The following is a 23,565-nucleotide window of genomic DNA, read 5'->3' on the forward strand; positions in this document are numbered from 1 at the left end:
GGGGTGGCGCCTTCTCATTGGGCGGGATCGAGTGAGATGACCTCGCACTCGGGCTCGCGGATTCGAAAGCGGACGTTGAGATCGTAGAGGCGCACCCCGTACTCCTTCTCGTCTGGCTTGCCCTTCTTGTAGGCGGGTCTGGGGTCCTGAGCCAACACCTCGGCGATAAATTGTCTCAGTTGCGGCAGAGTCTGCTGCCTGCGCGTGAGTTCGGTCTCGGCTGCGGGGGTAAAGCGCACCGTCAACAGGTTTCCCGGGGGCTCGGGGGCAAAGCCGCCCCGAGCCTGGGGCAGGCTGTCTGCGTAGGGGATATAGGGCTTGATGTCGACGATGGGGGTGCCATCGAGCAAGTCCACGGCGCCGAGTTCGAGCCAGACGCCTCCCCGCTCCAGGGTCACCCCGAGCAGGGGGACCACAGAGAGGCCGAGGGGGTTGGGGCGGAAGGTGGATCGGGTGGCGAAGACGCCGACCCGTTCGTTACCGCCGAGGCGGGGTGGGCGCACCGTGGGATGCCACCCCTGACTCATGGTCTGGTGGAAGACGAAGCTGAGCCAGAGGTGGGAGAACTGCTCCAGCCCCCGTACCGTATCCGCCTGGTTGTAGGGAGGCAACAGCTCGAGACGAGCGGTGGAGGCGGTGACCAGACCAGGCTGGCGCGGGATGGCGAATTTCTCCTTGTAGGGGGAGTGGATCACCCCCAGGGTATCGAGCTCGAACTTCATGGCACTTCCATCGATAAAAAACCGGGGCAATCTAGCACAGTCGCCCCGCCCCTGCCATTCAGGCGAGGGCCGCGCCCAGGGTGGCCAGCTCCTCGCGCAGCACGCTGCGATGACAGCGAGCCTCGTTCTCGCAGTAGCAACCGATGGAGAGATCGCAGGTATGGGAGAGGGCGGCCAGCAGCGCCAGGTTGTGGCGTGCCTCCGGGCTCTTGAGCTCGGCCCGGTAGCGGCGTACGAAGCGCTGCCAGCTCTGCTCGTCGTTTGCTTCCTGACCGAGTTTCATGGTCTCGCTGCCGGGGGCCAGATTGGGGTACCAGACATCGAACCAGTCGCCACTGGCATAGTCGCTCTTGGGTATACCGCGAGGTGGTCGGCGTACCGTGCCGATGCGCAGCCCCTCGCCCGGTTGGCGGGGCGTCCCGAGACGTATGATGGAGAGGGCCATGATGACTCCTTGACGATGCAAAACGGGCCCGCAGGCCCGCTCTATCACTTGGTGTCGGCCACCTTGATGGCCTGACCGTAGCAGACGATCTGCTTGAGACAGCCCGGCGTGTCGCTGCGCTCGCTGCACTTGTCGAGAACCAGTCCATTCCCCCCCAGATCGGCGGCCCGGTTGCGGGCCTCGGTGCGGGCATTGGCGGCACTCGGGATCGGCTGATCACTCCCCTCCTGGCAGGATTGTCCCTCGACGGTCCCCAGGTAGAGGTAGTTGAGCTCGGTCAGCTGATCCTGGCGATAGATCTCCACGCTACCCGGCTTGAAGTACTCCTCGAAGTTCTCCTTGTCGAGGTTGCTGTTGAAGGCAAAGTTGGCGCAGCCGCTGGCCAGCAGGGGCATCATCAGGATCAGGCGTTTCATGGTCGTGTCTTGTTGTCGGGGTCGGAGCGGCCATTATAGGGGCGGGCGGCCTGTGCCGACCAGCCCCGCATGGTACATCAGGCCGGCGTCAGTCTCTGGTGCAGGCGGCGGTAGTGGTCATCCTGCACCATCAGCTCCCCATGGGGGGCACAGCGCAAGATCTTCCCCTCCTCCATCACGGCGATGCGATCCATCTGTGCCAGACCGGTGAGGCGATGGGTGATGAGCAGCACGCTGCGTTCGGCACACACCTCATGCAGTAGTCCCATGATGGCCTGCTCGGTCTGACGATCCAGCCCCTCGGTGGGCTCGTCGAGCAGCCAGAGCGGCGCGTCGTGGAGCAGGGCGCGGGCGATACCGATGCGTCGCTGCTCGCCGCCGGAGAGCGAACGCCCCCCTTCGCCGAGCCAGGTATCGAGGCCGTCATCGTCCAGCAGCTGGCCAAGCCCAACCCGGGTCAGTACCTCGGCGAGGCGCTCATCCGGGGCAGCGGGCGCCGCCAGCAACAGGTTGGCGCGCAGGGTGTCGCTAAACAGGTGGATCCGCTGACTCACCACCGTCATGGCCCCGCGCAGGGCGCTTTCGCTGTAGTCGGAAAGAGGTATCCCCCCCAGGGTGAGGGTGCCCGCCGTCGGCTCCCACTCACGGGTGACGAGGGAGAGCAGGGTCGATTTGCCGCAGCCGGTCTGACCGAGCAGGGCCACTTTCTCCCCCGCGGCCAGGGTGAGGGAGACCCCTTGCAGCACTTGGGTATCGCTTCCCGGATAGGCGAAGAGGAGGCGCTCCATCACCAGGTCACCCCGGGCTGGCTCGCGTTGCTCGCCATAGGTGGTCGGCTCGGCCTGCTCCAGCACCTGATTAAGCCGGCGTGCCGCAGTCAGGCTGCTGGTGAGGTGCAGGAATGCGCCGGCCAGCGGCATCAGGGCCTCGAAGCTGGCCAGGGTGGCGAACACCATGAGGGCGGTGACGGGGTCCGGCGCCTGGCCTGCCACTCCGTGACCGGCGAGCCATAGCATCAGTGCCAGGCTCCAGCCGCTGATGAGGGTCATCAGGGCGCTCGAGAGGCCGGTGATGCGTGCCATGGTGGCCTGAGCCTCGATGAGGTCACGTTCATCGCGGCGAAGTGCCATGTGCAGCTCCTCTGCGGCGGCAAACATCTGCAGCTCGGCCTGGGCGCCGAGGTAGTCGAGCAGCCGGGTGCGCAGATGGGCCTTCTGTTCGATCAGGAGGCGGCCGGGACGCTTGCCCAGGTGATAGAAGAGGATGGGCAGCAGCACCATGCTCACCAGCAGGATAGTGCCCAGGATCAGCGCCAGGCGCGGATCAAACAGGCTGAGAAAGCCCACCATGGCAAGGGAACCGAGCAGGGCCACGCCTATGGGGGTGAGCAGCCGCAGGTAGACGTGGTCGAGGGCATCGATATCGGCCACCAGGCGGTTGAGCAGGTCAGCCTGGCGGAATTGACCACGGCTGCCGGTGGAGAGGGGGGCCAGGCGTTGCCAAAACCAGACCCGCAGCCGGGTCAGCACCTTGAAGGTGGCATCGTGGCTGACGACCCTGTCTCCCCAGCGTCCGGCGGTACGAATGATGGAGAAGAAACGGACTCCACCCGCCGGGGTCATGTAGTTAAAGGCGTGGCTGCTGGCCACCGTGAGCCCTGCCACGGCGGCGGCGCTGAGAAACCAGCCGGAGAGGGAGAGCAGGCCCATGCCGGCAATCAAGGTCACCAGGGCCAGCAGCAGGCCGAGGCTCAGGCTCAGCCAGTGTTGACGGTAGAGGCGCAGGAAAGGGAGCAGGTCACGCATCGAGATCTCCTTCGTCACGGTTGGCAAGCAGGGTGGCAAAGGGCCCCTGGGCACGGATCAGGCTGCGCCAGTTCCCCTGCTCGACCAGCTGGCCCCGCTCGAGCACCAGGATCTGGTCCATCCCCTCCAGTTGTTCGACCCTGTGGGTGATCATCACCAGAGTCTGGCGGCAGATCACCTCGGCCAGGGTCGCCATGATGGCGCGCTCCGAGTGGCGATCCAGACTGGCGGTTGGCTCATCGAGCACCATCAGCCAGGTCGGCTTGAGCAGGGTACGGGCGAGGGCGACGCGTTGGGCCTGGCCGACCGAGAGGCCGCTCGCCCCGTCGCCGAGCCGATAGTCGAGCCCCCTGGCGGCCACGAACTCCCAGGCCTGGGCACGGCGCAGCGCCAGCTCCAGGGCGGCATCATCGGCGCGGGGGGCGGCCAGCTGCAGGTTGTCGCGCACCGAGGCGGTGAGCAGCTGAGGATGTTGGGAGAGCCAGCCTACCTGGCGGCGCCACTGCACCATGTCGAGCTCGCGCAGCTCTTGCCCGTCGACCTTGAGGCTTCCCCGGTAGGGCATAAAACCAAGCAGGGCATTGATGAGGGAACTCTTGCCGGCACCACTGACCCCGACCAGAGCCACCTGGCTGCCCGCCGCGATGGAGAAGGAGAGGGGGCCGACCAGCACCTTGCCTTCGGCGCTCAGCACCTCAAGAGCGCACGCCTCTATGGCGATGGGGGCTGCGGCAGAGAAGGGGGCGCGTCCCGAGGCGGGCTCTGCCACCTCTGCCTCGAGGAAGTCGAGCAGTTGCTCGGCGGCACCAATGGCCTGGGCCTTGGCGTGGTAGTGAGCACCCAGTTCGCGCAGGGGAGCGTAGAACTCGGGAGCCAGAAAGAGCACAAAGAGGCCGGTGAAGAGGGTGATCTCGGCACCATAGTGGCCAAAATCCAGATGGTCTATGTAGCTGAAGCCGAAGTAGACCGCCACCAGTGCCACCGCGATGGCAGCGAAGAACTCCAGTACCGCAGTACTGAGGAAGGCGAGGCGCAACACCTCCATGGTGCGGGCACGAAACTCCTCGGAGGCGCGCTCGATGACCTTGCCCTCTTCACTGGCGCGCAGGAACAGTTGCAAGGTACGCAGGCCGCGCAGGCGATCGAGGAAGTGGCCGGAGAGGCGGGCCAGGGAGTGGAAGTTGCGACGGTTGGCATCGGCGGCCCCCACGCCGACCAGGATCATGAAGAAGGGGATCAGTGGCGCCGTGCCGAGCAAGATAAGGCCCGCAGCCCAGTTGACCGGGAACACGGCCACCAGGATCACCAGGGGAATGAAGACGGCGATGGCCATCTGGGGCAGATAGCGGGAGAAGAACTCCTGCATGTTTTCCACCTGTTCGAGCAGCAGGCTGGCCCAGCTGCCGGCCGGCCGGCGCTGGATGTAGGCCGGGCCCAATTGAGAGAGACGAGTCAGCACCAGATCACGGATGGTCTGACGCACTGCGGCACCGGCCCGAAAGCTGGTTATTTCACGACCATAGGCGGCGGCCGCCTTGAGTGCCGTGGTGATCAGCAGGGCGGCGAAGTGAGGGAGCATCTCGGCTGGCGCCTGCTTGAGCATGATAAAGCTGTGCAACAGGGTCGCCAGCAGCCAGGCTTGCGCCACCATCAAGACCCCTTGGGCGAGGCCAAGGGCGATACTCATGCCGATCCAGCGTTTGCCGTGAGCCGATTGCTTGCGCAGCCAGCCGTACAGGCGCTTTTGTGTCTGTTTGTCCATGCCACCTCCATTTGCTCGGGGTGGCGCAAGACTATCTGCGGGTTCCCCCCTTGGCAACCGGCAGTCGCATCAGAATAAGAGACGTTGGTGTGAAAAATCATCACCTTGGTTAAATGGTGGTCGAACGGTAGGGGCAACAGCAAAAAAGTGTATCAAGGTCGTTGCGCTTATCCTGAAAAACCATATAGTGGGTCCACCAAGCGGGTGTAGTTCAATGGTAGAACGGGAGCTTCCCAAGCTCTTAGCGTGGGTTCGATTCCCATCACCCGCTCCATACAATGCGTGCGGGCATCGTATAATGGCTATTACCTCAGCCTTCCAAGCTGATGATGCGGGTTCGATTCCCGCTGCCCGCTCCACATCAAGGCCGCCATCAGGGCGGTTTTTTTGTCTCTATCGCCTCTCTTTTCATTTCTTGCCTCCTCAATCCCTCTCTCTTCGGCATGGACTCTCTCCCTGATTCATACTGAACGCAAGCCGTCTTGTGATGGCTCGTGACAAGGAGGTCGCCACCATGCAGGGCGATCGTATAGCTCGTATGAGGTGAAGAGATGTTCAATAACAGGCTTAAGGGAGAGCTGGAGCTGACCCGTTCCGAGCTGGCCCGGCAAAAGGCATTCATCGAGGCGCTCAACCAGAGCATGGCAAGCATCACCTTCACTCCCCAGGGGGAGGTGGTCGATGCCAATGCACTGTTTTTGAAAACCGTGGGTTATACCCTGCCCGAGGTAGTGGGTCATCATCACTCCATGTTTTGTGACGAGAGTGAGCGCCACTCGCCGGAGTACCAACGTTTCTGGCAGGAGCTGGCTCAGGGCCAGGTCAAGTCAGGGACCTTCCGGCGGCGCGGCAAGCAGGGCCAAAACATCTGGCTGGAGGCGACCTACTTCCCGGTGAAGGTCGAAGGGAGTGTGGTCCAGGTGATCAAGATTGCACTGGATGTGACGGCCCAGCAGGATCAGAGGCTGACTCAGGAGGCCCTCTTCCAGGCCCTCGACCGCTCCATGGCCATTATCGAGTTTACTCCCCACGGGGAGATCCTTAACGCCAACAAGAACTTCCTCGACACCCTCGGGTATCGCCTCGACGAGATCAAGGGAAAACATCACCGTATCTTCTGCGACGAGAGCTTCTATCGTGAGCGGCCCCATTTCTGGGAGGATCTGGCCCAGGGGCGCTTCAAGTCTGGCCAGTTTCTGCGGCGAGGCCATCATGGAGAGGAAGTCTGGATTGAGGCCACCTACAACCCCATCTTTGGTGCAGGTGGCAAGGTGACCAAGGTGATCAAGTTTGCCGCCGATATCACGGCCCAGATAAAGCGAGCCCATGCGGTGCAGGAGGTTGCCGAGGTGGCCAGATCGACTTCGGTTGAGACCGAACAATCGGCTCGCAAGGGGGTCAATCTGTTGACGGGGGTGGTGGAGACATCGGCCAGTATCGCCTCGCAGATGGAGGAGGCCAGCGACTACATGGACAAACTCAACGCCCAGTCACAAAGCATTGAGGCTATTGTTTCAACCATCAGCGGGATCGCCGATCAGACCAATTTGCTGGCGCTCAATGCCGCTATCGAGGCGGCCCGGGCCGGTGATCAGGGGAGGGGATTTGCGGTGGTGGCCGACGAAGTGCGCCAGCTGGCGGCCCGAACGTCTCAATCGACCGGGGAGATAGCCAATGTGGTGCGCAAGAATCGTGAGCTCACCGGTCAGGTCAGCGCCCAGATGGGGGCCGTCTCTTCCAGTGCCCAGCAGGGCCAGCGACAAATTGGTGAGGTGGCGAGTGTGATGGAGGAGATCCGCCGCGGGGCCGAGCATGTTTCGGTGACCATCGCCGGCCTCTCTCACTCCTGAGGCCAGAAGGATAACGACAAAGGGCGCCGAGGCGCCCTTTGTGCAATACAGCAAGGTTTACTCTACTTCCAGCTCGCCGCAGAAGCGGTACCCTTCGCCGTGAATAGTGGCGATGATCTCGGGGGTATCGGTCACGCTCTCGAAGTGTTTGCGAATACGACGGATGGTCACGTCGACGGTGCGATCGTGGGGCTTGAGCTCGCGACCGGTCATCTTCTTGAGCAGCTCGGCACGGGTCTGGATCTGGCCGGGATTCTCACAGAAGTGCAGCATGGCGCGAAACTCGGAGCGGGGCAGCTTGAAGAGATCGCCGCTCGGGCTGACCAGAGCGCGGCTGTTGATGTCCAGTGCCCAGCCGTTGAATTTGTAGCGCTCAACCAGTTTCTTCTCTTCACCGGCACCATTGGCGTTCATGGTACGGCTGAGCAGGTTGCGGGCACGGATCGTCAGCTCACGGGGGTTGAAGGGCTTGGTGATGTAGTCATCGGCACCGATCTCGAGACCGAGGATCTTGTCTACCTCATTGTCACGGCCGGTCAGGAACATCAGGGCGATGTTGTCGTGCTCGCGCAGCTCACGGGCCAGCAACAGGCCGTTTTTGCCCGGCAGGTTGATGTCCATGATCACCAGATTGATGGTGTGGCTGGTCAGGGCCTGATGCATCTCGTCGCCATTGTTGGCCTCGAGAACGGTGTAGCCTTCGGCCTCAAAGATGCTCTTGAGGGTATTGCGGGTGACGAGTTCGTCTTCGACGATCAGAATGTGTGGTGTTTGCATGAATGTTCCCGGATTCGTAGCAACTGATTATTAAAATTTAACACTGTCGGTTCAGCCTGACCCTGATTCTGGTGTCCTGAAAAAGAATTACGTCATCCTGGGGTTGCAGTTCAGATCGGCAGACCTGTAAGTCGGCATCGGCCCACTCCGTGGCCTTGTGCTGGCGTCGATAGAAGCTTGTCACGCCATGTTCTAGAGGGTAGTCCATTACGATGGTTGTGGCATTTTATCAGTTAACAGAGACATAACAACACTCTTTGGTGTTGGATAGCAACTATTTAACTCCGGCTTGATGTAGGTCAAATCGCCGGTAAGGGGCCCGCAACGGGGCTCCTGGCCCCTCCTCCAGTGGGTGGGTGTAGGGTATTTGTTACATTTCACAGGCATCAAACATGTGGGAAAACTACAAACAAATTCGCTTTCTGGCCGAGGTGCCCACACCAGATTGGCCCTGTTTCGCCATCATCACCGCCTGGAATCCGGCGAGCCAGCCATTGACCCGGACCGAGAACGAGCTGCGCCATCAGGCTCTGCTGGCCAGGCTGTGTGACTACCCTCATCTGGGGGTATGGGGGAGTGCCCCTGATCTGGGGTGGCAGGAGTTCAGCCTGGCGGTGGCCTGCCCGCTTTCCGTCGCCATGGGGCTGGCGGCCGAGCACGGGCAAAATGCCATTTATTGGATCGAGGGGGGGTGTTTGTCCCTGATCCCTGTGTTGCTGGCAGAGGAGGTTGTCGTGTTGGGGGCGCTCGCCCCCTACTGGATTGCACCGGGGGAAAGTCGTTGAAATAATGGGCACTGATGCCATCAAGGATGAAGGAGTCTTCCATGTTACTGCGCCCTTCCAGGGATCTGTTACCGGACCTGTGTGATAACCATGCCGAGCGGCTGCAAGTCGCCTCAATCCCCTTTAATGATTACGGTGGCCACACCACCTTCTTCGGACGGGTGGTGACCCTCTCCTGTTTCGAGGACAACAGTCTGGTGCGCGAACTGGTCGCTCAGGATGGGCGAGGCCGGGTGCTGGTCATCGATGGTCAGGGGTCACTGCGCCGTGCACTGCTTGGGGATCTGCTGGCCCAGAAGGCGGTCGACAACGGTTGGGAGGGGGTGGTGATCAACGGGGCCGTGCGCGATGTGGTCACCCTGGGAACCCTGCCCCTGGGGGTCAAGGCCCTGGGAAGTTGTCCGATCAAGACCGAGAAGCTGGGGTTGGGCGAGCGGGATGCCGTGTTGCAGTTTGCCGGTTTGGTGATACATCCTGGCGACTATCTCTATGCCGATCCCAACGGGGTGGCGGTGAGTGCCGACGCATTGCTGGACTAAAACTGATAGCCAATTCCCAAGGTCAGACTCGACTCCTTGCTGACGCCCAAATCGGCTTGCAGAGAGAGCGATGGGCGCAGCCGCAGAGCACTATTGAGTTGCAGCTCGGTGCGCCCCGTGCCGAGGCTAAGCTGTCTGAGTTGTCCACCCAGGGTGAGTGAAGGGAGCAACTGGTAGCGTACGCCGGAGCCGAGGGTGTGCCCTGCCACCGTCTGCTGGCCGGCGAGGGCCGAGCCAGCTTCGACAAACCAGCTCCACCCTTCGCCCAGGGGCTGACGATAACCCGTGTTGATGAGCCAGAGATCGAAATGCTCCTGGGTGGGGCGCTGCCCGACCAGCACGCCAGAGTAACCGCTGGTGTAGAGGGCGCTCTCCTTCTCCTGCAGCACCGAATCCCAGACGCCGGCCTGCGCCTGACCCAGCATCCCGAAGATGACGCCTGCCACTGCCAATGTCTTGACCATGTGCCCTCCTCCCTGTGGATGCTGGAAGTACAAGCATGGCACATGCCATACATCTGCAAGTGGCTTTTTTGTCAGCAGTATAAAAATGAAAAAAGCCGGCTCGAGGCCGGCTTGAGGTGTGGGGGAACCCCCTAAATCGCCTCGCTCTTCTCCCGGATCAGCTTGTCGACTACCCCCGGGTCGGCCAGGGTGGAGATGTCCCCCAGACTCTCGGTCTCACCGGTGGCAATCTTGCGCAGGATACGGCGCATGATCTTGCCGGAGCGGGTCTTGGGCAGCCCCTCGGCCCAGTGGATCACATCCGGGGTGGCGATGGCCCCGATCTCTTTACGCACCCACTCCTTGACCTCCTTGTGCAGCTCGCGGCTTGGTTCTTCACCGGCGATCAGGGTCACATAGGCGTAGATGCCCTGACCTTTTATCTCGTGGGGAACCCCCACCACGGCCGCCTCGGCAATCTTGGGATGGGCCACCAGGGCCGATTCGATCTCGGCGGTGCCCATGCGGTGGCCAGAGACGTTGAGCACGTCATCCACCCGACCGGTGATCCAGTAGTAGCCATCCTGGTCGCGGCGGGCACCGTCACCGGTGAAGTAGCGGCCGGGGAAGGTCGAGAAGTAGGTCTGCTCGAAGCGCTCGTGATCGCCAAACACGGTGCGCATCTGACCCGGCCAGGAGTCGGTGATCACCAGGTTGCCTTCGGTGGCCCCCTCCAGCGGCTCGCCCAGGTTGTCGACCAGGGCCGGCTGAACCCCGAAGAAGGGGCGGGTGGCCGAGCCCGGCTTGAGGTCGGTGACGCCGGGCAGCGGAGTGATGAGGATGCCGCCTGTCTCGGTCTGCCACCAGGTGTCGACGATGGGGCAACGCTCATCGCCTATGGTGCGGTAGTACCACTCCCAGGCTTCCGGGTTGATGGGCTCGCCCACCGATCCCATGATGCGCAGGCTGGCGCGGGAGGTCCCTTCAACCGCCTCGTTACCCTTGGCCATCAGGGCGCGAATGGCGGTCGGAGCCGTATAGAGAATGGTGACCTGGTGCTTGTCGACCACCTGGCTCATGCGGTTGGTGGCCGGGTAGTTGGGCACCCCCTCGAACAATATCGTGGTGGCACCGTTCGACAGAGGGCCATAGACCAGATAGGAGTGACCGGTGACCCAGCCCACGTCGGCGGTACACCAGTAAATGTCCTGCTCGTGGTAGTCGAAGACGTACTTGAAGGTCATGGTGGCGTAGACCAGGTAGCCCCCCGTGGTGTGCAGCACCCCCTTGGGTTTGCCGGTAGAGCCCGAGGTGTAGAGGATAAAGAGGGGATCCTCGGCGTTCATGGGTTCGGCCGGGCAGTCGCTACCGACGCTGGCGGTGGCCTCATGCCACCAGAGATCGCGGTGGTTGTGCCAGGCGACATCACCGCCGGTGCGCTTGAGCACGATCACCTTTTCGACTCGGGTATCCGGGTTGGTCAGGGCCTCATCCACGTTCTTCTTGAGGGGAACCGCGCGTCCGCCACGCAACCCCTCATCGGCGGTGATCACCACCCGGGAGCCGGAGTCGATGATGCGCCCGGCCAGGGCCTCGGGGGAGAAGCCACCGAAGACGACGGAGTGAACGGCGCCGATGCGGGTACAGGCCAGCATGGCGATGGCGGCTTCCGGCACCATGGGCATGTAGAGGCAGACCACGTCGCCCTTGTGGACGCCTTGAGCCTTGAGCACGTTGGCAAACTTGCACACCTCGGTGTGCAGCTCACGATAGGTGAGGGTGCGATCCTCGGCCGGGTTGTCCCCTTCCCAGATGATGGCGACCTTGTCAGCGCGCTCGCTCAGATGGCGGTCCAGGCAGTTGGCCGAGACGTTGAGCTGGCCATCCTCAAACCACTTGATGGAGACATGGCCGGGATCGTAGGAGCTGTTTTTGACCCGGGTGTAGGGCTTCATCCAGTCGACTATCTTGCCGTGTTCGCCCCAGAAGGCGTCAGGGTTTTCCACCGAGGCGCGGTACATGGCTTCGTAGCCGGCCTTGTCGATATGGGCATGCTGGGCAATTTGTGACTTGACCGGGTAGACCTTGCTCTCGCTCATTTTGCGGCTCCTTGGCAACACATCCTTTTAATCGTCTCTTAACAACTTATACCTTTGTCCCGACGGGACAAATTAGACTTTTGGATAGCCTGGGTCAGGCCGGTAGTGAGCGCCACATTATTAACCCCTGACAGGGAAAAAGAGGACGTATAGGGGGGTTGCTTTTGTTAGGGTATGGGGATGTTTGATTTCACAGAAGGCACTTCAAGATGATAGGTCTGATCGTGATGACGGCCGCCTGGCAGTTTGACCCCCCGGCTCCTGTGGTGAGCGACAAATTTCCCTCAGTGGTGCTCGAGCAGCCGGCGGGCGAGGCGAAGGGGCTGCGTGAGCAGGTACAGTCCAATTTGGGGCTGGCCGATGAATCCTTCCCGCTGCAATTTTCGGCGCCGCCCCGTTATCAAGGGGAGTCCCCCCTGGTGCGCCATCTTAACGAGAAAGAGCGCGACAACTGGCAACTCCAGTTGGGAAACTAGCCCTTCTGTCGGCCAAAGGCCTGGATGCCGCGTAGCAGCACCAGCAGGCTGAGGCCGAGAAAGGGGAGTGCGGGCAAGATGATTTTCCACCAGGGGGCCAGCGCGGCCCCCTGATTGATAAATTCGATCCAGGCGGCCACCAGGGTCAGCATGCCGGCTATCTGAAAGCGGCGGCGCAGCACCACCTCGACCCCCAGATTGGCGAGATAGAGGGTCAGCAGTATGCCCGCCAGGCCAGTAAGCTGACCGGTGCCGTAGAGCTCCCGGTCGGCGTCAAACAGCAGGGCGAGCAGGGGCACAACCCCCTGCTCCGTCGGGAGCAGGGTCAACAGCCAGCTGGCAATGAGCAGCAGGGCCGTCTTCACCGGGCGGGTTTGACCAGGGTGAGGTAGTTGGCGTCCATGGTGAGGAAGACGCCGAGCAGACGGGCGCAGGCACCGTAGAAACCGAATGCGTCCTTGGTGCGGCATTCGGCCTCGAAGGCGGGCACCCAGGCCAGCAGGTGGTCGTGCAGCAGGCTCTCCTGCTCATCCAGCCACTGCTCGCGGCCGTCGGCGTCCCCCGCCTCGGCGGCGCGGATGATGAGGTTGCCCATCAGATCCAGCTCGATGGCCAGGTGATCGGCCGGCTCCTTGTACTTGTCGCTTACCGAGATGCCAAGGCGTGTCAGTCGCGCCTCCATGCGGGCGGTGGGGGCCTGCATCAGCAGCCGCTGGTCACCGCAGAAGAGGGACTCATAAGGCGGAACCCCCTGCTTGGCGTCGCCGAGAAACAGGGCGGCAAAGTCGGCGGCCAGCTCCAGCTGCCGATCGGGACGCACCAGCAGGCGAGCGATGGCATCGTTAAGTTCTGCCACGGCTTCGCGCATGGGATCCAGGGTGGCGAGGCTTTTCAGGAAGCTGCGCACGTCGTAGGTGTCGTATTCGGCGATCTGCTCGTCGCTCAGTTCGCTGGCAAACAGGGTGGAGAACCACCAGTAGAGTTCGGCCCGGCGTTCGCTGGTGGCCAGAAATTCCTGCATTACTCCTCCGTAGATGCTAATTCGGGAGCCTAGTTGGCTCCCGATTCTAACTGCTTTCCCGCTAAAGGAAACCGTTGCCGGTTTACATGGCGGGGAAGAGGGGATCGATCCCCGCCACCGACTCCGGTGCCCCGAAGGCGGTCACGGCCGGCGCCTGGCCCTTGAACTTCTCCACCTGCACCAGGGCGGTGTGGGCCGTGGTGGCCTGGGAGAGGCGTGAGGCGCCGATGTCGGCGGTCAGCACGTTGGGATCCCCGTAGGTGCAGAGCGTCCCCACCTTGCCCCCCTCCTCGGGGCCGTACCAGGCGCCCTCCTGCAGACGGATGACACCGGGGGCGTAATCCTCGCTCACCACCAGGCCGGCGATCACCTGGCCGCGGTCGTTGAATACCCGTACCAGATCCCCGTCGTTGAGGCCGCGCGCCTTGGCGTCCTGCGGACTCATGTAGAGTGGCTCACGCCCCTGCACCGTGTAGCTGGCCCGGTATTGATCCGAGGAGCAGAGCTGGCTGTGCAGCCGCTTGTCCGGGTGGCACGACTGCAGGTGCAGCGGGAAGCGCGCGCTGCCGCGGCCGCCGTGGGAGCGCTCGTAGGGCTCCATCCAGACCGGGTGCCCAGGGCAGTCGGCGTAGCCGAAGCCGGCGATGGTCTTGGAGTAGATCTCGATGAGGCCGGATGGCGTGCCGAGCGGCTCCAGATCCGGCTCGTCGCGAAACGCCTGGTGGCGTACCCAGGGTTGGCCGGCCGGGAAGGTGACGAACCCCTCGCCGCTCCAGAACTGGCTGAAACGTGGCAGACGCACCCCGATGCCGCGACCCTGCAGACGGGCGTCGTCGTAAATGCTCTGGATCCAGGTCATCTTGCTCTTGCCCCCGGTGAAGGCCTCCTCGCGCCCGAAGCGGCGGCAGAGATCGGCGAAGATGTCGTAGTCATCGCGCGCCTCGAACAGGGGCTCGACCACCTTGTACATGGCCAGGATGCCGGCGTTGGAGTGGGAGCCCCACTGCTCGATGTCGTCGCGCTCATAGGTGGTGGTGGCCGGCAGGACGATGTCGGCGAAGCGGCAGCTGGCCGTCCACTGGTGATCGACGCTGACCACCGTCTCCAGCTTGCGCCAGGCCGCCACCATCTTGTTGCGATCCTGCTGGTGGTGGAACGGGTTGTTGCCGCAGAAGAGGGCCATCTTCATCTCGGGGAAGACGATCTTCTGGCCGTTGAAGTCGATGGTCTCGCCCGGGTTCAGGATGCAGTCGACGAAGCGGGCCACCGGGATGAACCTGGAGTAGCCCTTGAAGCTGCCATCGTGGATCGGCTTGGCGCCGGGCACCACGGAGCTGAAGCCCGACATGATGGGGCCGGCCGAGGTGATGGTGCCGGCGCCGTTGTAGTGCCAGCCAAACCCGAAGCCGCCGCCGGGCAGGCCAATCTGGCCCAGCATGGCCGCCAGCACCACCAGCATCCAGGCGTACTGCTCACCGTGGTGCATGCGCTGCACGCACCAGCCACCGATGATCTGGGTGCGACCGCCGGCCATAGTGCGCGCCAGATCGCGGATGGTGTCGGCGGGTACGCCACAGATGGCAGAGGCCCACGTCGCGTCTTTCACCTGACCGTCCCGGGTGCCCAGCAGATAGGGGAGGAACTGATCGAAGCCCGTGGTGTAGTTCTTCAGGAACTTCTCGTCGTGCAGCTTCTCGCTATAGAGGGTGTGGGCTATCCCCAACATCAGGGGGAGATCGGTCTGGGGATAGAGGGCGACCTGCTCACAGCCGAGGAAGTTCTGGGTCTTGGACTTGACCGGATCGACGCTGATGACCCGGATCTGGCCGACCGCCACCTTCTCCTTGAGCTGTTGCCAGTAGTCGTAGACGCTGTGATCCGGCACCAGCCAGCCCACCTGCAAGTTCTTGATGGGGTCCGATCCCCAGATCACCACTGTCTTGCTGTGCTCCAGCACCAGGGGCCAGGAGGTTTGCTGCTCGTACACCTCCATGGCGCCCGCCACATGGGGCAGGATCACCTGGGCGGCGCCGGTGGAGTAGTCACCGGCCTTGGCCAGGTAGGTGCCGTGCAGGTTCATGGCGCGCCCCAGCATGGCGCCGGCGGAGTGCAGCTTGCCCACCGACTGCCAGCCGGAGTGGCCCGCATAGAGGGCACTCGGGCCATAGGTTTTCTGCACCCGCTCCAGCTCGTGGTAGACGAAGTCCAGCGCCTGGGACCACTTGACCCGCACGAAGCGGTTCTGGCCGCGCTCGCGGGTGTCGGAGCGGTAGCCCTTGCGCAGCCAGTCCAGCCGCACCATGGGGTAGCGCACCCGGGAGGGGTTGTAGACCACCTCATGCAGCCCCTTGAGCATGTCGGTAGGGTGCTTGTCGTGTTCAAACGGCAGGGTCTCGACCCAGCGGCCATTCACCACCCGGGCACGGAAGGCGCCCCAGTGGGAGCCCGACTGCACCAGTTTCTCGCCCGATTCGGCGGCCATGGCGGCCCGCCCCAACAGGGAGGGACCGATCAGGGTGGCGGCACTACCGGCCAGCAGGCCACCCAGGAAACCACGACGGGATACGTTGATCATTGTGTTGTTCCTCTCTCAATGGGGTTTCAGTGGTGACCCTGACCACCGGTGTCGGCGGCGTGGCTCTGCAGGTATTTGAGCAAGGTGCGCTCCTCTTCCTTGCTGAGGCGGTAATAGGCGGACATGGCCTTGAGCCCGGAGATCCAGCCGTTGGCGCTGAAGTGGGCGGGATCCGGGGCCGCATGGCAGGAGTTACAGGTGGACTTGTACATCTCGCCGGCGTAGTCCCAGATGGGTTTGAGGCTGCTCTCGAGCCCCTGACCGTCGGTCCAGGCGGTCACCTTCACCTGCTGCCACTGGATGTGGGTGGCGCTGTCGGTCTGCTCGCCGAGCAGGGTCTCGGTGGCCTTGAGCTCGTCGCGCACGGTGGCGACGAAGACCCGCTTGCCCATGTACTCGCTCAGCACCCGACCGGTACCCAGAGTCTCGCGCCACCCCTCGATGGCCACCTGCAGGCGATCCCCGTCGCGCTCAAGCACGCTCACCTTGCTGGCAGGCAGCAGCTTGCCCACCGGCTCTGTGCTCGTGGCCGAGGCGAACAGGTCCTTCTCACCCAGGGTGTAGAGGGTCTCGGCCTCGGGGGCCGTCTTGGCCTCGCTCTTGAGCTTGTCGAAGGTGGCGCGAAAGCCCCCGGCCATGTTGGGCAGCTCATGGGCTATCCCCTTGTGGCACTCGATACAGTTCATGTTCTTGGCGGCCGCTTCCGTCATCGCTTTGGCGGCAGCCGGGGACTGCTTGGCGTGGTCCATGGCGCTGTAGTCGTGGCAGGACTTGCAGGTCTTGGAGCCCTGGCTGCTCATGCGATTCCACACCTTCTCGGCCAGATGCAGGCGGCGCTCCTCAAACTTCTCCTGGGTGTCGATGCTGTGGCCTATGTACTGCTGATAGAGGTCGTTGGCCGCCTCCATCTTGCGTGACACCTTGCCGACGAAGTCCTTCGGCTGGTGGCAGTCGGTACAGATGGCGCGCACGCCGGAGGCGTTTTGGTAGTGCACCGACTCCTTGTACTCCTGGTAGACGGTCTCTTTCATGGTGTGACAGGAGATACAGAACTCGAGAGAGCTGGTCTTCTCGAAGCCGTAGTGCAGGCCAACGGAGCCGGCCAGGGTCACGGCAACCCCGGCCAGAACCAGGGCCAGCACCGACCAGCGGCGGCTGGGAGTGCGCAGGAAGTGCCACAGTTTTTTCATCGGATGGGTCTCGCATCGCTATTTTGATGGAGGCCATAGTAGGGAGGGGGTGTGAACAGGGCTGCCCCTGGCTATTAACGAATAAGGGGTAATTATGAAAGAATGTGAATAGAATACCCCCTCCACTGCGCACGAGGCTCCCCATGTCCCATCACATCCTGGTCGTCGAGGACGACATCGTCACCCGAGAACGCCTCCTTGGCTATTTTGAGCGGGAAGGCTACCGGGTGACGGCGGTGGGGGATGGCGCGGCCATGCGTGAGGTTCTGGCGCGCGAGCCGGTCTCCCTCATCATGCTCGACATCAACCTGCCGGGAGAGGATGGCCTGCTGCTCACTCGCGAGTTGCGGGCCCGCAGCACAGTGGGGATCATCCTGGTGACCGGTCGCAGCGATGCGGTGGACAGGATCGTCGGCCTCGAGATGGGGGCCGACGACTATGTCACCAAGCCATTCGAGCTGCGCGAGCTGCTGGTGCGGGTCAAGAACCTGTTGTGGCGTATCTCCCTGGCGCAGCAGGCTCCGGCGCCCGTCGACCAGGACGATGCCATTGGTTTTGGCCCCTGGCGCTTCGACATTCCCCGTCGTCAGCTCAGCAAGGACGGGGTGCCGGTGCGCCTGACCAAGGCCGAGTACGAGGTGCTGGTGGCCTTCGTCGCCCACCCGGGGCGGGTGCTCAGCCGTGAGCGATTGCTCTCTCTCATCAGCCACAGGGGCGATGGGCCGAGCGATCGCACCATCGATGTGCTGATCCGCCGCCTGCGCGGCAAGATGGAAGAGGATCCCCGCGATCCGCAGCTGTTCGTCACTGTGCACGGGGAGGGCTATCTGTTCGCCGGGGCCGTGAGCGGTTAGGGCGCTCGAGAATGTGGGGCAGGTCGTCGCCTGTCTCGTGCTTCTGAGGCTCTTTATGGTCCGCTCTTTTCGGATGCGATGCGGTAGACAGGGCGAAAATCCCCGTCGGAGAGGCTGTCCCGGGTGTCGGGTAACGCCCTCTCCAGGGTCAATATGGGAGGGGCCAGGTGGCGCGGGCAGCGCGCCTCACTGGCGTCAGGTTGGTTGAGCAGGCAGACCGCCTGGGCCACGGCGAGGCGTCCCTGCAGACGCATCTGATCGCTGTTGGCCACCAGAATGCGCCCGCGCAGCAGCCCCCGCTGCACCCCGTGACTGAAGTAGGTCGCGGCGATGGCGGGTCGGGGGCGGCCGGAGAGCTCGCTCATGGCCACCTCGGCGGCGATGGCGCCCCCCACCAGATAGTCGAGATCCGGGTACTGGCGCAGCACCTGTTGCACCAGGGTGCGCTGGATCTCCCGGCTGTTGTCGCCACGCCGGGTGGTCACCAGCGTGACCGCGCTCCCCTCTATGGCGTTGGCAAAGGCCGGCTCCACCAGATTGTTGCCCCCCCGCTCGGCGGGCCCGGGGAAGAGAGCAACCCGCACCGCCGGGCTGCCGGCCGGATGGCGCCGGGCCAGCCACTGACCGATGCGTGCCCCCATCTCGGCCCAGTCCACCCCCACCTCGGCGACCGCCAGGCCCGGTGCCAGGGCATTGACCACCCCGAAGACAGGAACCCGGCTGGCGCGGATGGTGCCGGCCAGGGCGTCTGGCGTGACGCTGCCGAGCAGGATGGCATCGGCCCCCTGCGCCTGGCAGCCGGCAATCTGCCGCTGTTGTTCCTCTTGCGCCTCATAGCCTCCCGCCTCTTGCACCTCGAGGCGCACCCCGAGCCGGCGCGCCTCCTCCACCATGCCCTGATTGACCGAGAGCCAGTAGGCGTCGCGCAGGTGAGGGTAGAGGGCGCAGAGCAGATAGGGGCGTGTCGCCCGCACGGGCGGGGTCCAGCCATCGAGGGGGGACGCGGCACGGGCCGGGCTCGTCGGGGAGACGAGGGCGAGCGAGGCGGCAAGCAGGGTCAGCAGGTTTCGGCTTCGCATGGCGGGGGCTTTTGGTAGAGTGTGGGGAGTCATTATCCCCATTCTGTCGGCATCGACAATCAAGGTATGCGTATGTCCCTGCTCTCCAGCCTGCGTGGCCGGCTGCTGATCGCCTTCTCCCTGATGGCGCTGCTCACCCTGGGCGCTAGCCTGCTCGGCTGGCTGGGGTTGGGTCATATCGCCACCCTGGCCCAGCGCATGGAGCGCACTCTGCCGGCCCTCGACAGTGCCCGCGAGCTGGCTCGGGTCGGGGGCGATATTCTCACCACCTCGCGCCTGCTGGTGGCCTCTGACAGCGAGGCGGAGCGTACCCGTCAGGGGCAGCGCTTGACTCTGGAAGGGCGTCGCCTGGTGGCCCTGGTGGAGAGCCTGGACCGGGAGGGGGACGGGGCGCGGCGGGCGCGGCTCGAGCAGTTGCAGCTCGCCCTTATCGGTAACCTGGGTCGACAGGGGCTGCTGGTGGGGGAGCGTCTCAGCCTGGAGCAACAGGGTCTGAATCTGCGTGAGACGCTGGTCAGTGACGCCGGCGAGGTGGCCGAGTTGGCGCGCAGTCAGATGGAGAACGCCCAGAGCCTGCTGGTGGCGGGAATGGGGGAGCTCTATGGCCTCACGGGGAGCGCGGCCAGGGTACGCCTCGATACCCTGCTCGATCGGGATCTCGACTGGCTCGAGCAGATGACAGAGCTGCGCCATCGCGCCCTCGCCCTGCAGCAGCGGATCGAGGAGATGGGGCGCGCCGCCAGTGGCAACGAGGTGACCGCCCTGATGAGACAGACCGACCAGGATCTGGCGGTGCTGGCATTACGCGCCCATGCCCTGGCCGACCCCGATCGGCAGGGAGCGGCCAGGGCCGCCCTGACGCGACTGGCACAGGCTGAACGTCTCGGTCGGGTACGCGGTCAGTGGCTCGATACCGAGCGAATGATCGGGGAGTTGGGTGAACGTAACCAACAGCTGATGGAGACCATGAATGGCGAGGTGGCCGAGCTGGTGGCACAGGAGCGTGCTCGCCTGGGCGAGCGGCAACACCTGCTGGCCGAGCGGCTGCGCCTGCTTACCCGGGCGCTGGCCCTGATCGGCCTCATCTCGCTGGTGCTGATGGGCATACTGATGGTGCGGGCGGTACAGCGCGGTATTCTGGCTCCTCTGCAGGAGGCTACCGGCGCCATCGAGCGCCTTGCCCACGGGGAGTTGGAGGTTGCCCTGCCCAATCCGGCCGGGAGCGATGAGCTGGCCGCCATGGGGGAGGCGCTGGAAGTGTTCCGGCGCAACGCCATCGAGCTGCGCGGCTATCAGTCCGAGCTGGAGCAGAGGGTCAGTGAGCGCACGCAGGCCCTCAACGAGGCCAATGACCGACTCGCCCTGGAGGTGGCTCGCCAGAAGGAGGCGCGCGCCGAGGCCGAGCAGGCCAACCGGGCCAAGTCGGTCTTCCTCGCGACCATGAGCCACGAGATCCGCACCCCCATGAACGGCATTCTGGGTGGGCTCTCCCTGCTCGAAGGGACGCCTCTCGATAGCGAACAGCGTCGCTATCTGGGGGCGGTGGAGCACAGCGGCGAGTCCCTGCTCGAGATCCTCAACGACATCCTCGACTACTCCAAAATCGAGGCGGGCCACCTGGAGGCGCGCCGCGCCCCGTTCGATCTGCGCGCCCTGCTCGGCGATCTGGTTGCCCTCTTTACCCCCAGGGCCGAGGGGCGCGGGCTGTCACTGACGCTCAACTGTGCCGCCACTGTCTCTGCCGTGGTGGAGGGGGATGCCGGCAAGCTGCGCCAGGTGCTCGCCAACCTGATCGGCAATGCCATCAAGTTTACCCGCCATGGCGGCGTGACCCTGACGGTGGGGCCGCTCGAGTGCGCCGGCCCCTGTCTGCAGCCCTGCTTGCGCTTCACGGTCAGCGACACAGGCCCTGGCATCCCGGCACATGAGCAGGAGGCGGTCTTCGAGGCGTTTCGCCAGCGTGGCCGCGATGCGGGTCACCCGGGGGGAACCGGATTGGGACTGGCCATCAGTCGTCGTCTGGTGCAGGCCATGGGGGGCTTTCTGGCCCTGGAGAGCCAGCCGGGGGAGGGGTGCCGTTTCTCGTTTTCCCTGTCGCTCCAGCCGGCCGAGCTGCTGGCGCCCGAACCGGTGACCCTGCACGTCGGGGGGGCCCACCTGTTGCTGGTGGAGGACAACCCCATCAACCGCCTGGTAGCCGAGGGGATGCTGCGCCGCCTCGGTCACCGAGTCACCCTGGCCGAGGATGGCCGCCGCGCCCTGGCCCTGGTGACCGAGCGCCCCTTCGATCTGGCGCTGGTGGATCTCAACCTGCCCGATACGGATGGCATCACCCTGCGCGAGGATCTTGCCGAGATCAGCCTGGAGGAGCACGGCCGCCCGCTGCCGGCCCTGGCGGTCACCGCCCAGATGTACCCGGAGGATGTGCAGCGCTGCCTCGACGCCGGCTTTGCCGGCTTCGTCGGCAAGCCCCTGCGCCTGGCGACGCTCGGTGCGGCGATCGCCGCCCACTGGCAGGGGCCTCTAACGGGGCAGGAGGAGGGGCCCACCTCCCCGCTTCAGGGATTGGCGAGGGACAGGGCCCTGCTCGGCGAGGAGAGGGGGGCGCGGCTGCTGGCCCTGTTCCACGAGCAGGGGGAGCAACTGGTCGGCGAGCTGCTGGCGAGCGAGCCCGGTGAGGCGCGCCGCCGGCTGGCCCATCGCTTGAGGGGCAGTGCCCTGAGTCTGGAGGCGACCCCCCTGGCGGAGTTGTGTCAGGCCATCGAGCGTGGTGAGAGCGGGATCGAGGGATTGGCCACCTGCTGGCGCCAGACGCTGGCTGCCCTGAAGTGACTCAAGACAGGGGCAGGGTCAGCAGCTGGCCGCGGGCGTCGGGCAGACCGACCGGCTGCCAGCCCAGACGCGCGTAGAAGCTGACCGCCGGCAGGTTACTTGGCGAGACCCGCAGCCCCGCCCGCTGGCTGCCGGCGGCGCGGATCCGCGCCAGCGCCTGATCGTGCAGCCAGCGGCCGGCCCCCAGACCGCGCCAGGGTGGGCAGAGATAGAGCAGATAGAGGTAGCCCTCCTGCACCCCACCGGGGCGCACCAGCGCCGGGCTGAGCTCGAGCTGGCCGATGATCTCGTCTTCATGCCAGAGGTGATGCAGGCGACCGAGCGCCTGCAGGCGGGCGAGCCAGGCCAGGGTGTCCTGCTCGTCGAAGGTGTCGAGTTGGCCGAAGCTGATGCGCCAGGCATCGCGGCGAAACGGCAGGCAGTGGCTCAGGTGGGTGGCCGGTTCGGCGGGCAGCAGCCGGTACATGGATACTCCGGAGAGGAAGAGAGGCCCCATGGTAGCCAGGTTGCGGCATGCGACGCAATTTACAATTTATAAACAAATTTTTAAGTGGTCGGGCTGTCCCTTTGATCCCGGTCACGTTACAATGCGCGAGCCTTGATTTCACCCACGCGCAAACGATTTTCAGGAGAGAAACGGATGTTGAAACGTGACATGACCATCGCCGGCTATGATCCAGAGCTGTGGCAGGCCATCACCAATGAAAACCGTCGTCAGGAAGAGCACATCGAGCTCATCGCGTCCGAGAACTACACCAGCCCGCGGGTCATGGAAGCCCAGGGCTCCCAGCTGACCAACAAGTACGCCGAAGGCTACCCGGCCAAGCGTTACTACGGCGGTTGCGAGTATGTGGACGTGGTTGAGACCCTGGCCATCGAGCGTGCCAAGGAGCTGTTCGGTGCCACCTATGCCAACGTGCAGCCCCACTCCGGCTCCCAGGCCAACAGCGCCGTCTACATGGCCCTGCTGCAGCCGGGCGATACCGTGCTGGGCATGAACCTGGCCCACGGCGGTCACCTGACCCACGGCTCCCCGGTCAACTTCTCCGGCAAGCTGTACAACATCATCCCCTACGGTATCGACGAGTCCGGCAAGATCGATTACGACGACATGGAGCGCCAGGCCGTAGAGCACAAGCCGAAGATGATGATCGGCGGCTTCTCCGCCTACTCCGGCATCGTCGACTGGGCCCGTATGCGCGAGATCGCCGACAAGGTGGGTGCTTACCTGTTCGTCGACATGGCCCACGTGGCCGGTCTGATTGCCGCCGGCGTCTATCCCAACCCGGTTCCCCACGCCCACGTGGTCACCTCCACCACCCACAAGACCCTGGCCGGTCCCCGTGGTGGCCTGATCCTCTCCGCCGCCGACGACGAGGAGCTCTATAAGAAGCTCAACTCTGCCGTCTTCCCGGGTGGTCAGGGTGGCCCGCTGATGCACGTCATCGCCGGCAAGGCCGTGGCCTTCAAAGAGGCGCTGGAGCCCGAGTTCAAGACCTACCAGGCCCAGGTGGTGAAGAACGCCAAGGCGATGGCCGCCACCTTTATGGCGCGTGGCTACAAGATCGTCTCCGGCGGCACCGACAACCACCTGATGCTGGTGGATCTGATCGGCCGCGAGCTGACCGGTAAGGATGCCGATGCAGCGCTCGGCAAGGCCAACATCACGGTCAACAAGAACTCGGTGCCGAATGACCCGCGCTCCCCGTTCGTCACCTCAGGGGTGCGCATCGGCACCCCGGCCATCACCCGCCGCGGCTTCAAGGAAGCCGAGTCCATCGAGCTGGCCCACTGGATCTGCGACGTGCTGGACAACCACGACAACGACGAAGTGCTGGCCACCGTACGCGAGAAGGTGCTGGAGATCTGCCGCCGCTTCCCGGTCTATGCCTGAT

21 protein-coding genes and 2 tRNA genes are annotated in these 23,565 nt (G+C 64.1%); 9 read left to right on the plus strand and 14 right to left on the minus strand.

Translation table 11 applies throughout. The features are described from left to right. Window positions 1-14: 14 nt before the first annotated feature. The 5 genes from tsaA to cydD all read right to left on the minus strand — a co-directional run bounded on the left by tsaA (window position 15) and on the right by cydD (window position 5,150). On the minus strand, window positions 15-722 hold the full coding sequence (gene tsaA / locus AB5Y48_RS09025; protein WP_368164247.1) for a tRNA (N6-threonylcarbamoyladenosine(37)-N6)-methyltransferase TrmO: 708 nt from the start codon (window positions 720-722) through the stop codon (window positions 15-17). 58 nt (window positions 723-780) lie between these two features. Next, window positions 781-1,167, minus strand: a complete 387-nt coding sequence (locus AB5Y48_RS09030) for a DUF488 domain-containing protein (protein WP_050666054.1) — start codon at window positions 1,165-1,167, stop codon at window positions 781-783. A 44-nt stretch (window positions 1,168-1,211) separates the two neighbouring features. After that, entirely contained in the window at window positions 1,212-1,583 is a 372-nt protein-coding gene (gene rcsF / locus AB5Y48_RS09035) for an Rcs stress response system protein RcsF (protein WP_050666055.1), read from the minus strand. A gap of 77 nt (window positions 1,584-1,660) precedes the next feature. Then, a complete protein-coding gene (gene cydC / locus AB5Y48_RS09040) occupies window positions 1,661-3,388 on the minus strand; it encodes a cysteine/glutathione ABC transporter ATP-binding protein/permease CydC (protein WP_368164248.1) in 1,728 nt (575 codons plus the stop codon). After that, the gene (gene cydD, locus AB5Y48_RS09045) at window positions 3,381-5,150 is read right to left on the minus strand and encodes a cysteine/glutathione ABC transporter permease/ATP-binding protein CydD (RefSeq protein WP_050666057.1); all 1,770 of its coding nucleotides are present in this window, start codon (window positions 5,148-5,150) and stop codon (window positions 3,381-3,383) included. Before cydD ends, cydC begins: the two co-directional genes overlap by 8 nt. Before the next feature lie 200 nt (window positions 5,151-5,350). Here cydD and AB5Y48_RS09050 point away from each other — a divergent pair. The 3 genes from AB5Y48_RS09050 (at window position 5,351) to AB5Y48_RS09060 (ending at window position 7,000) form a co-directional block, all read left to right on the plus strand. Then, a tRNA-Gly gene (locus tag AB5Y48_RS09050) sits at window positions 5,351-5,424 on the plus strand. A gap of 10 nt (window positions 5,425-5,434) precedes the next feature. After that, a tRNA-Gly gene (locus AB5Y48_RS09055) sits at window positions 5,435-5,509 on the plus strand. Between the two features lie 192 nt (window positions 5,510-5,701). Next, a complete protein-coding gene (locus tag AB5Y48_RS09060; protein ID WP_368164249.1) occupies window positions 5,702-7,000 on the plus strand; it encodes a methyl-accepting chemotaxis protein in 1,299 nt (432 codons plus the stop codon). 57 nt (window positions 7,001-7,057) lie between these two features. Here the strand turns inward: AB5Y48_RS09060 and arcA are convergent, their stop codons facing one another. Further along, window positions 7,058-7,777, minus strand: coding sequence for a two-component system response regulator ArcA (gene arcA / locus AB5Y48_RS09065; RefSeq protein ID WP_060584534.1), 720 nt, complete (start codon window positions 7,775-7,777; stop codon window positions 7,058-7,060). A gap of 392 nt (window positions 7,778-8,169) precedes the next feature. Between arcA and AB5Y48_RS09070 the strand changes: the two genes are divergently transcribed. Together AB5Y48_RS09070 and AB5Y48_RS09075 are read left to right on the plus strand one after the other, a co-directional pair. Continuing rightward, a complete protein-coding gene (locus tag AB5Y48_RS09070; protein ID WP_368164250.1) occupies window positions 8,170-8,562 on the plus strand; it encodes a DUF3293 domain-containing protein in 393 nt (130 codons plus the stop codon). Window positions 8,563-8,603: 41 nt separating this feature from the next. Then, entirely contained in the window at window positions 8,604-9,101 is a 498-nt protein-coding gene (locus AB5Y48_RS09075) for a putative 4-hydroxy-4-methyl-2-oxoglutarate aldolase (RefSeq protein WP_050666061.1), read from the plus strand. Here AB5Y48_RS09075 and AB5Y48_RS09080 read toward each other — a convergent pair. Together AB5Y48_RS09080 and acs are read right to left on the minus strand one after the other, a co-directional pair. Next, window positions 9,098-9,565: a hypothetical protein gene (locus AB5Y48_RS09080; protein ID WP_050666062.1), complete on the minus strand. Its 468-nt coding sequence runs from the start codon at window positions 9,563-9,565 to the stop codon at window positions 9,098-9,100. The genes AB5Y48_RS09075 and AB5Y48_RS09080 overlap by 4 nt on opposite strands. Window positions 9,566-9,696: 131 nt before the next feature. Next, window positions 9,697-11,643 (minus strand): acetate--CoA ligase, encoded by a 1,947-nt coding sequence (acs, locus tag AB5Y48_RS09085; protein WP_368164251.1) that lies wholly within the window; start codon window positions 11,641-11,643, stop codon window positions 9,697-9,699. Window positions 11,644-11,852: 209 nt separating this feature from the next. On the opposite strand from acs, the gene AB5Y48_RS09090 reads away from it, so the two are divergent. Further along, a complete protein-coding gene (locus tag AB5Y48_RS09090) occupies window positions 11,853-12,119 on the plus strand; it encodes a hypothetical protein (RefSeq protein ID WP_368164252.1) in 267 nt (88 codons plus the stop codon). Here the strand turns inward: AB5Y48_RS09090 and AB5Y48_RS09095 are convergent. From AB5Y48_RS09095 to torC, 4 genes are all read right to left on the minus strand, one after another. Continuing rightward, on the minus strand, window positions 12,116-12,484 hold the full coding sequence (locus tag AB5Y48_RS09095) for a hypothetical protein (RefSeq protein WP_050666065.1): 369 nt from the start codon (window positions 12,482-12,484) through the stop codon (window positions 12,116-12,118). The genes AB5Y48_RS09090 and AB5Y48_RS09095 overlap by 4 nt on opposite strands. Next, window positions 12,481-13,140 (minus strand): molecular chaperone TorD, encoded by a 660-nt coding sequence (gene torD / locus AB5Y48_RS09100; RefSeq protein ID WP_050666066.1) that lies wholly within the window; start codon window positions 13,138-13,140, stop codon window positions 12,481-12,483. The genes AB5Y48_RS09095 and torD overlap by 4 nt, the downstream gene beginning before the upstream one ends. An 82-nt stretch (window positions 13,141-13,222) precedes the next feature. Beyond that, window positions 13,223-15,715 (minus strand): trimethylamine-N-oxide reductase TorA, encoded by a 2,493-nt coding sequence (torA, locus tag AB5Y48_RS09105; RefSeq protein ID WP_368164253.1) that lies wholly within the window; start codon window positions 15,713-15,715, stop codon window positions 13,223-13,225. Between the two features lie 26 nt (window positions 15,716-15,741). Continuing rightward, window positions 15,742-16,905: a pentaheme c-type cytochrome TorC gene (gene torC / locus AB5Y48_RS09110; RefSeq protein ID WP_368164254.1), complete on the minus strand. Its 1,164-nt coding sequence runs from the start codon at window positions 16,903-16,905 to the stop codon at window positions 15,742-15,744. Between the two features lie 143 nt (window positions 16,906-17,048). Between torC and torR the strand changes: the two genes are divergently transcribed. Beyond that, complete coding sequence (gene torR, locus AB5Y48_RS09115; RefSeq protein WP_050666069.1) at window positions 17,049-17,759, plus strand: two-component system response regulator TorR; 711 nt, start codon at window positions 17,049-17,051, stop codon at window positions 17,757-17,759. Window positions 17,760-17,812: 53 nt separating this feature from the next. On the opposite strand, the gene torT is transcribed toward torR, so the two are convergent. Continuing rightward, window positions 17,813-18,838, minus strand: coding sequence for a TMAO reductase system periplasmic protein TorT (torT, locus tag AB5Y48_RS09120; RefSeq protein WP_368164255.1), 1,026 nt, complete (start codon window positions 18,836-18,838; stop codon window positions 17,813-17,815). 72 nt (window positions 18,839-18,910) lie between these two features. Between torT and torS the strand changes: the two genes are divergently transcribed. Next, complete coding sequence (gene torS / locus AB5Y48_RS09125; RefSeq protein ID WP_368164256.1) at window positions 18,911-21,670, plus strand: TMAO reductase system sensor histidine kinase/response regulator TorS; 2,760 nt, start codon at window positions 18,911-18,913, stop codon at window positions 21,668-21,670. A gap of 1 nt (window position 21,671) precedes the next feature. On the opposite strand, the gene AB5Y48_RS09130 is transcribed toward torS, so the two are convergent. Next, window positions 21,672-22,136: a GNAT family N-acetyltransferase gene (locus AB5Y48_RS09130; RefSeq protein ID WP_368164257.1), complete on the minus strand. Its 465-nt coding sequence runs from the start codon at window positions 22,134-22,136 to the stop codon at window positions 21,672-21,674. Window positions 22,137-22,310: 174 nt separating this feature from the next. Between AB5Y48_RS09130 and glyA the strand changes: the two genes are divergently transcribed. Continuing rightward, a complete protein-coding gene (gene glyA, locus AB5Y48_RS09135; protein ID WP_368164258.1) occupies window positions 22,311-23,564 on the plus strand; it encodes a serine hydroxymethyltransferase in 1,254 nt (417 codons plus the stop codon). The last annotated feature ends 1 nt before the right edge of the window (window position 23,565 follow it).

This window comes from Aeromonas sp. R6-2, assembly GCF_040908155.1.
Lineage (GTDB): Bacteria > Pseudomonadota > Gammaproteobacteria > Enterobacterales > Aeromonadaceae > Aeromonas > Aeromonas schubertii.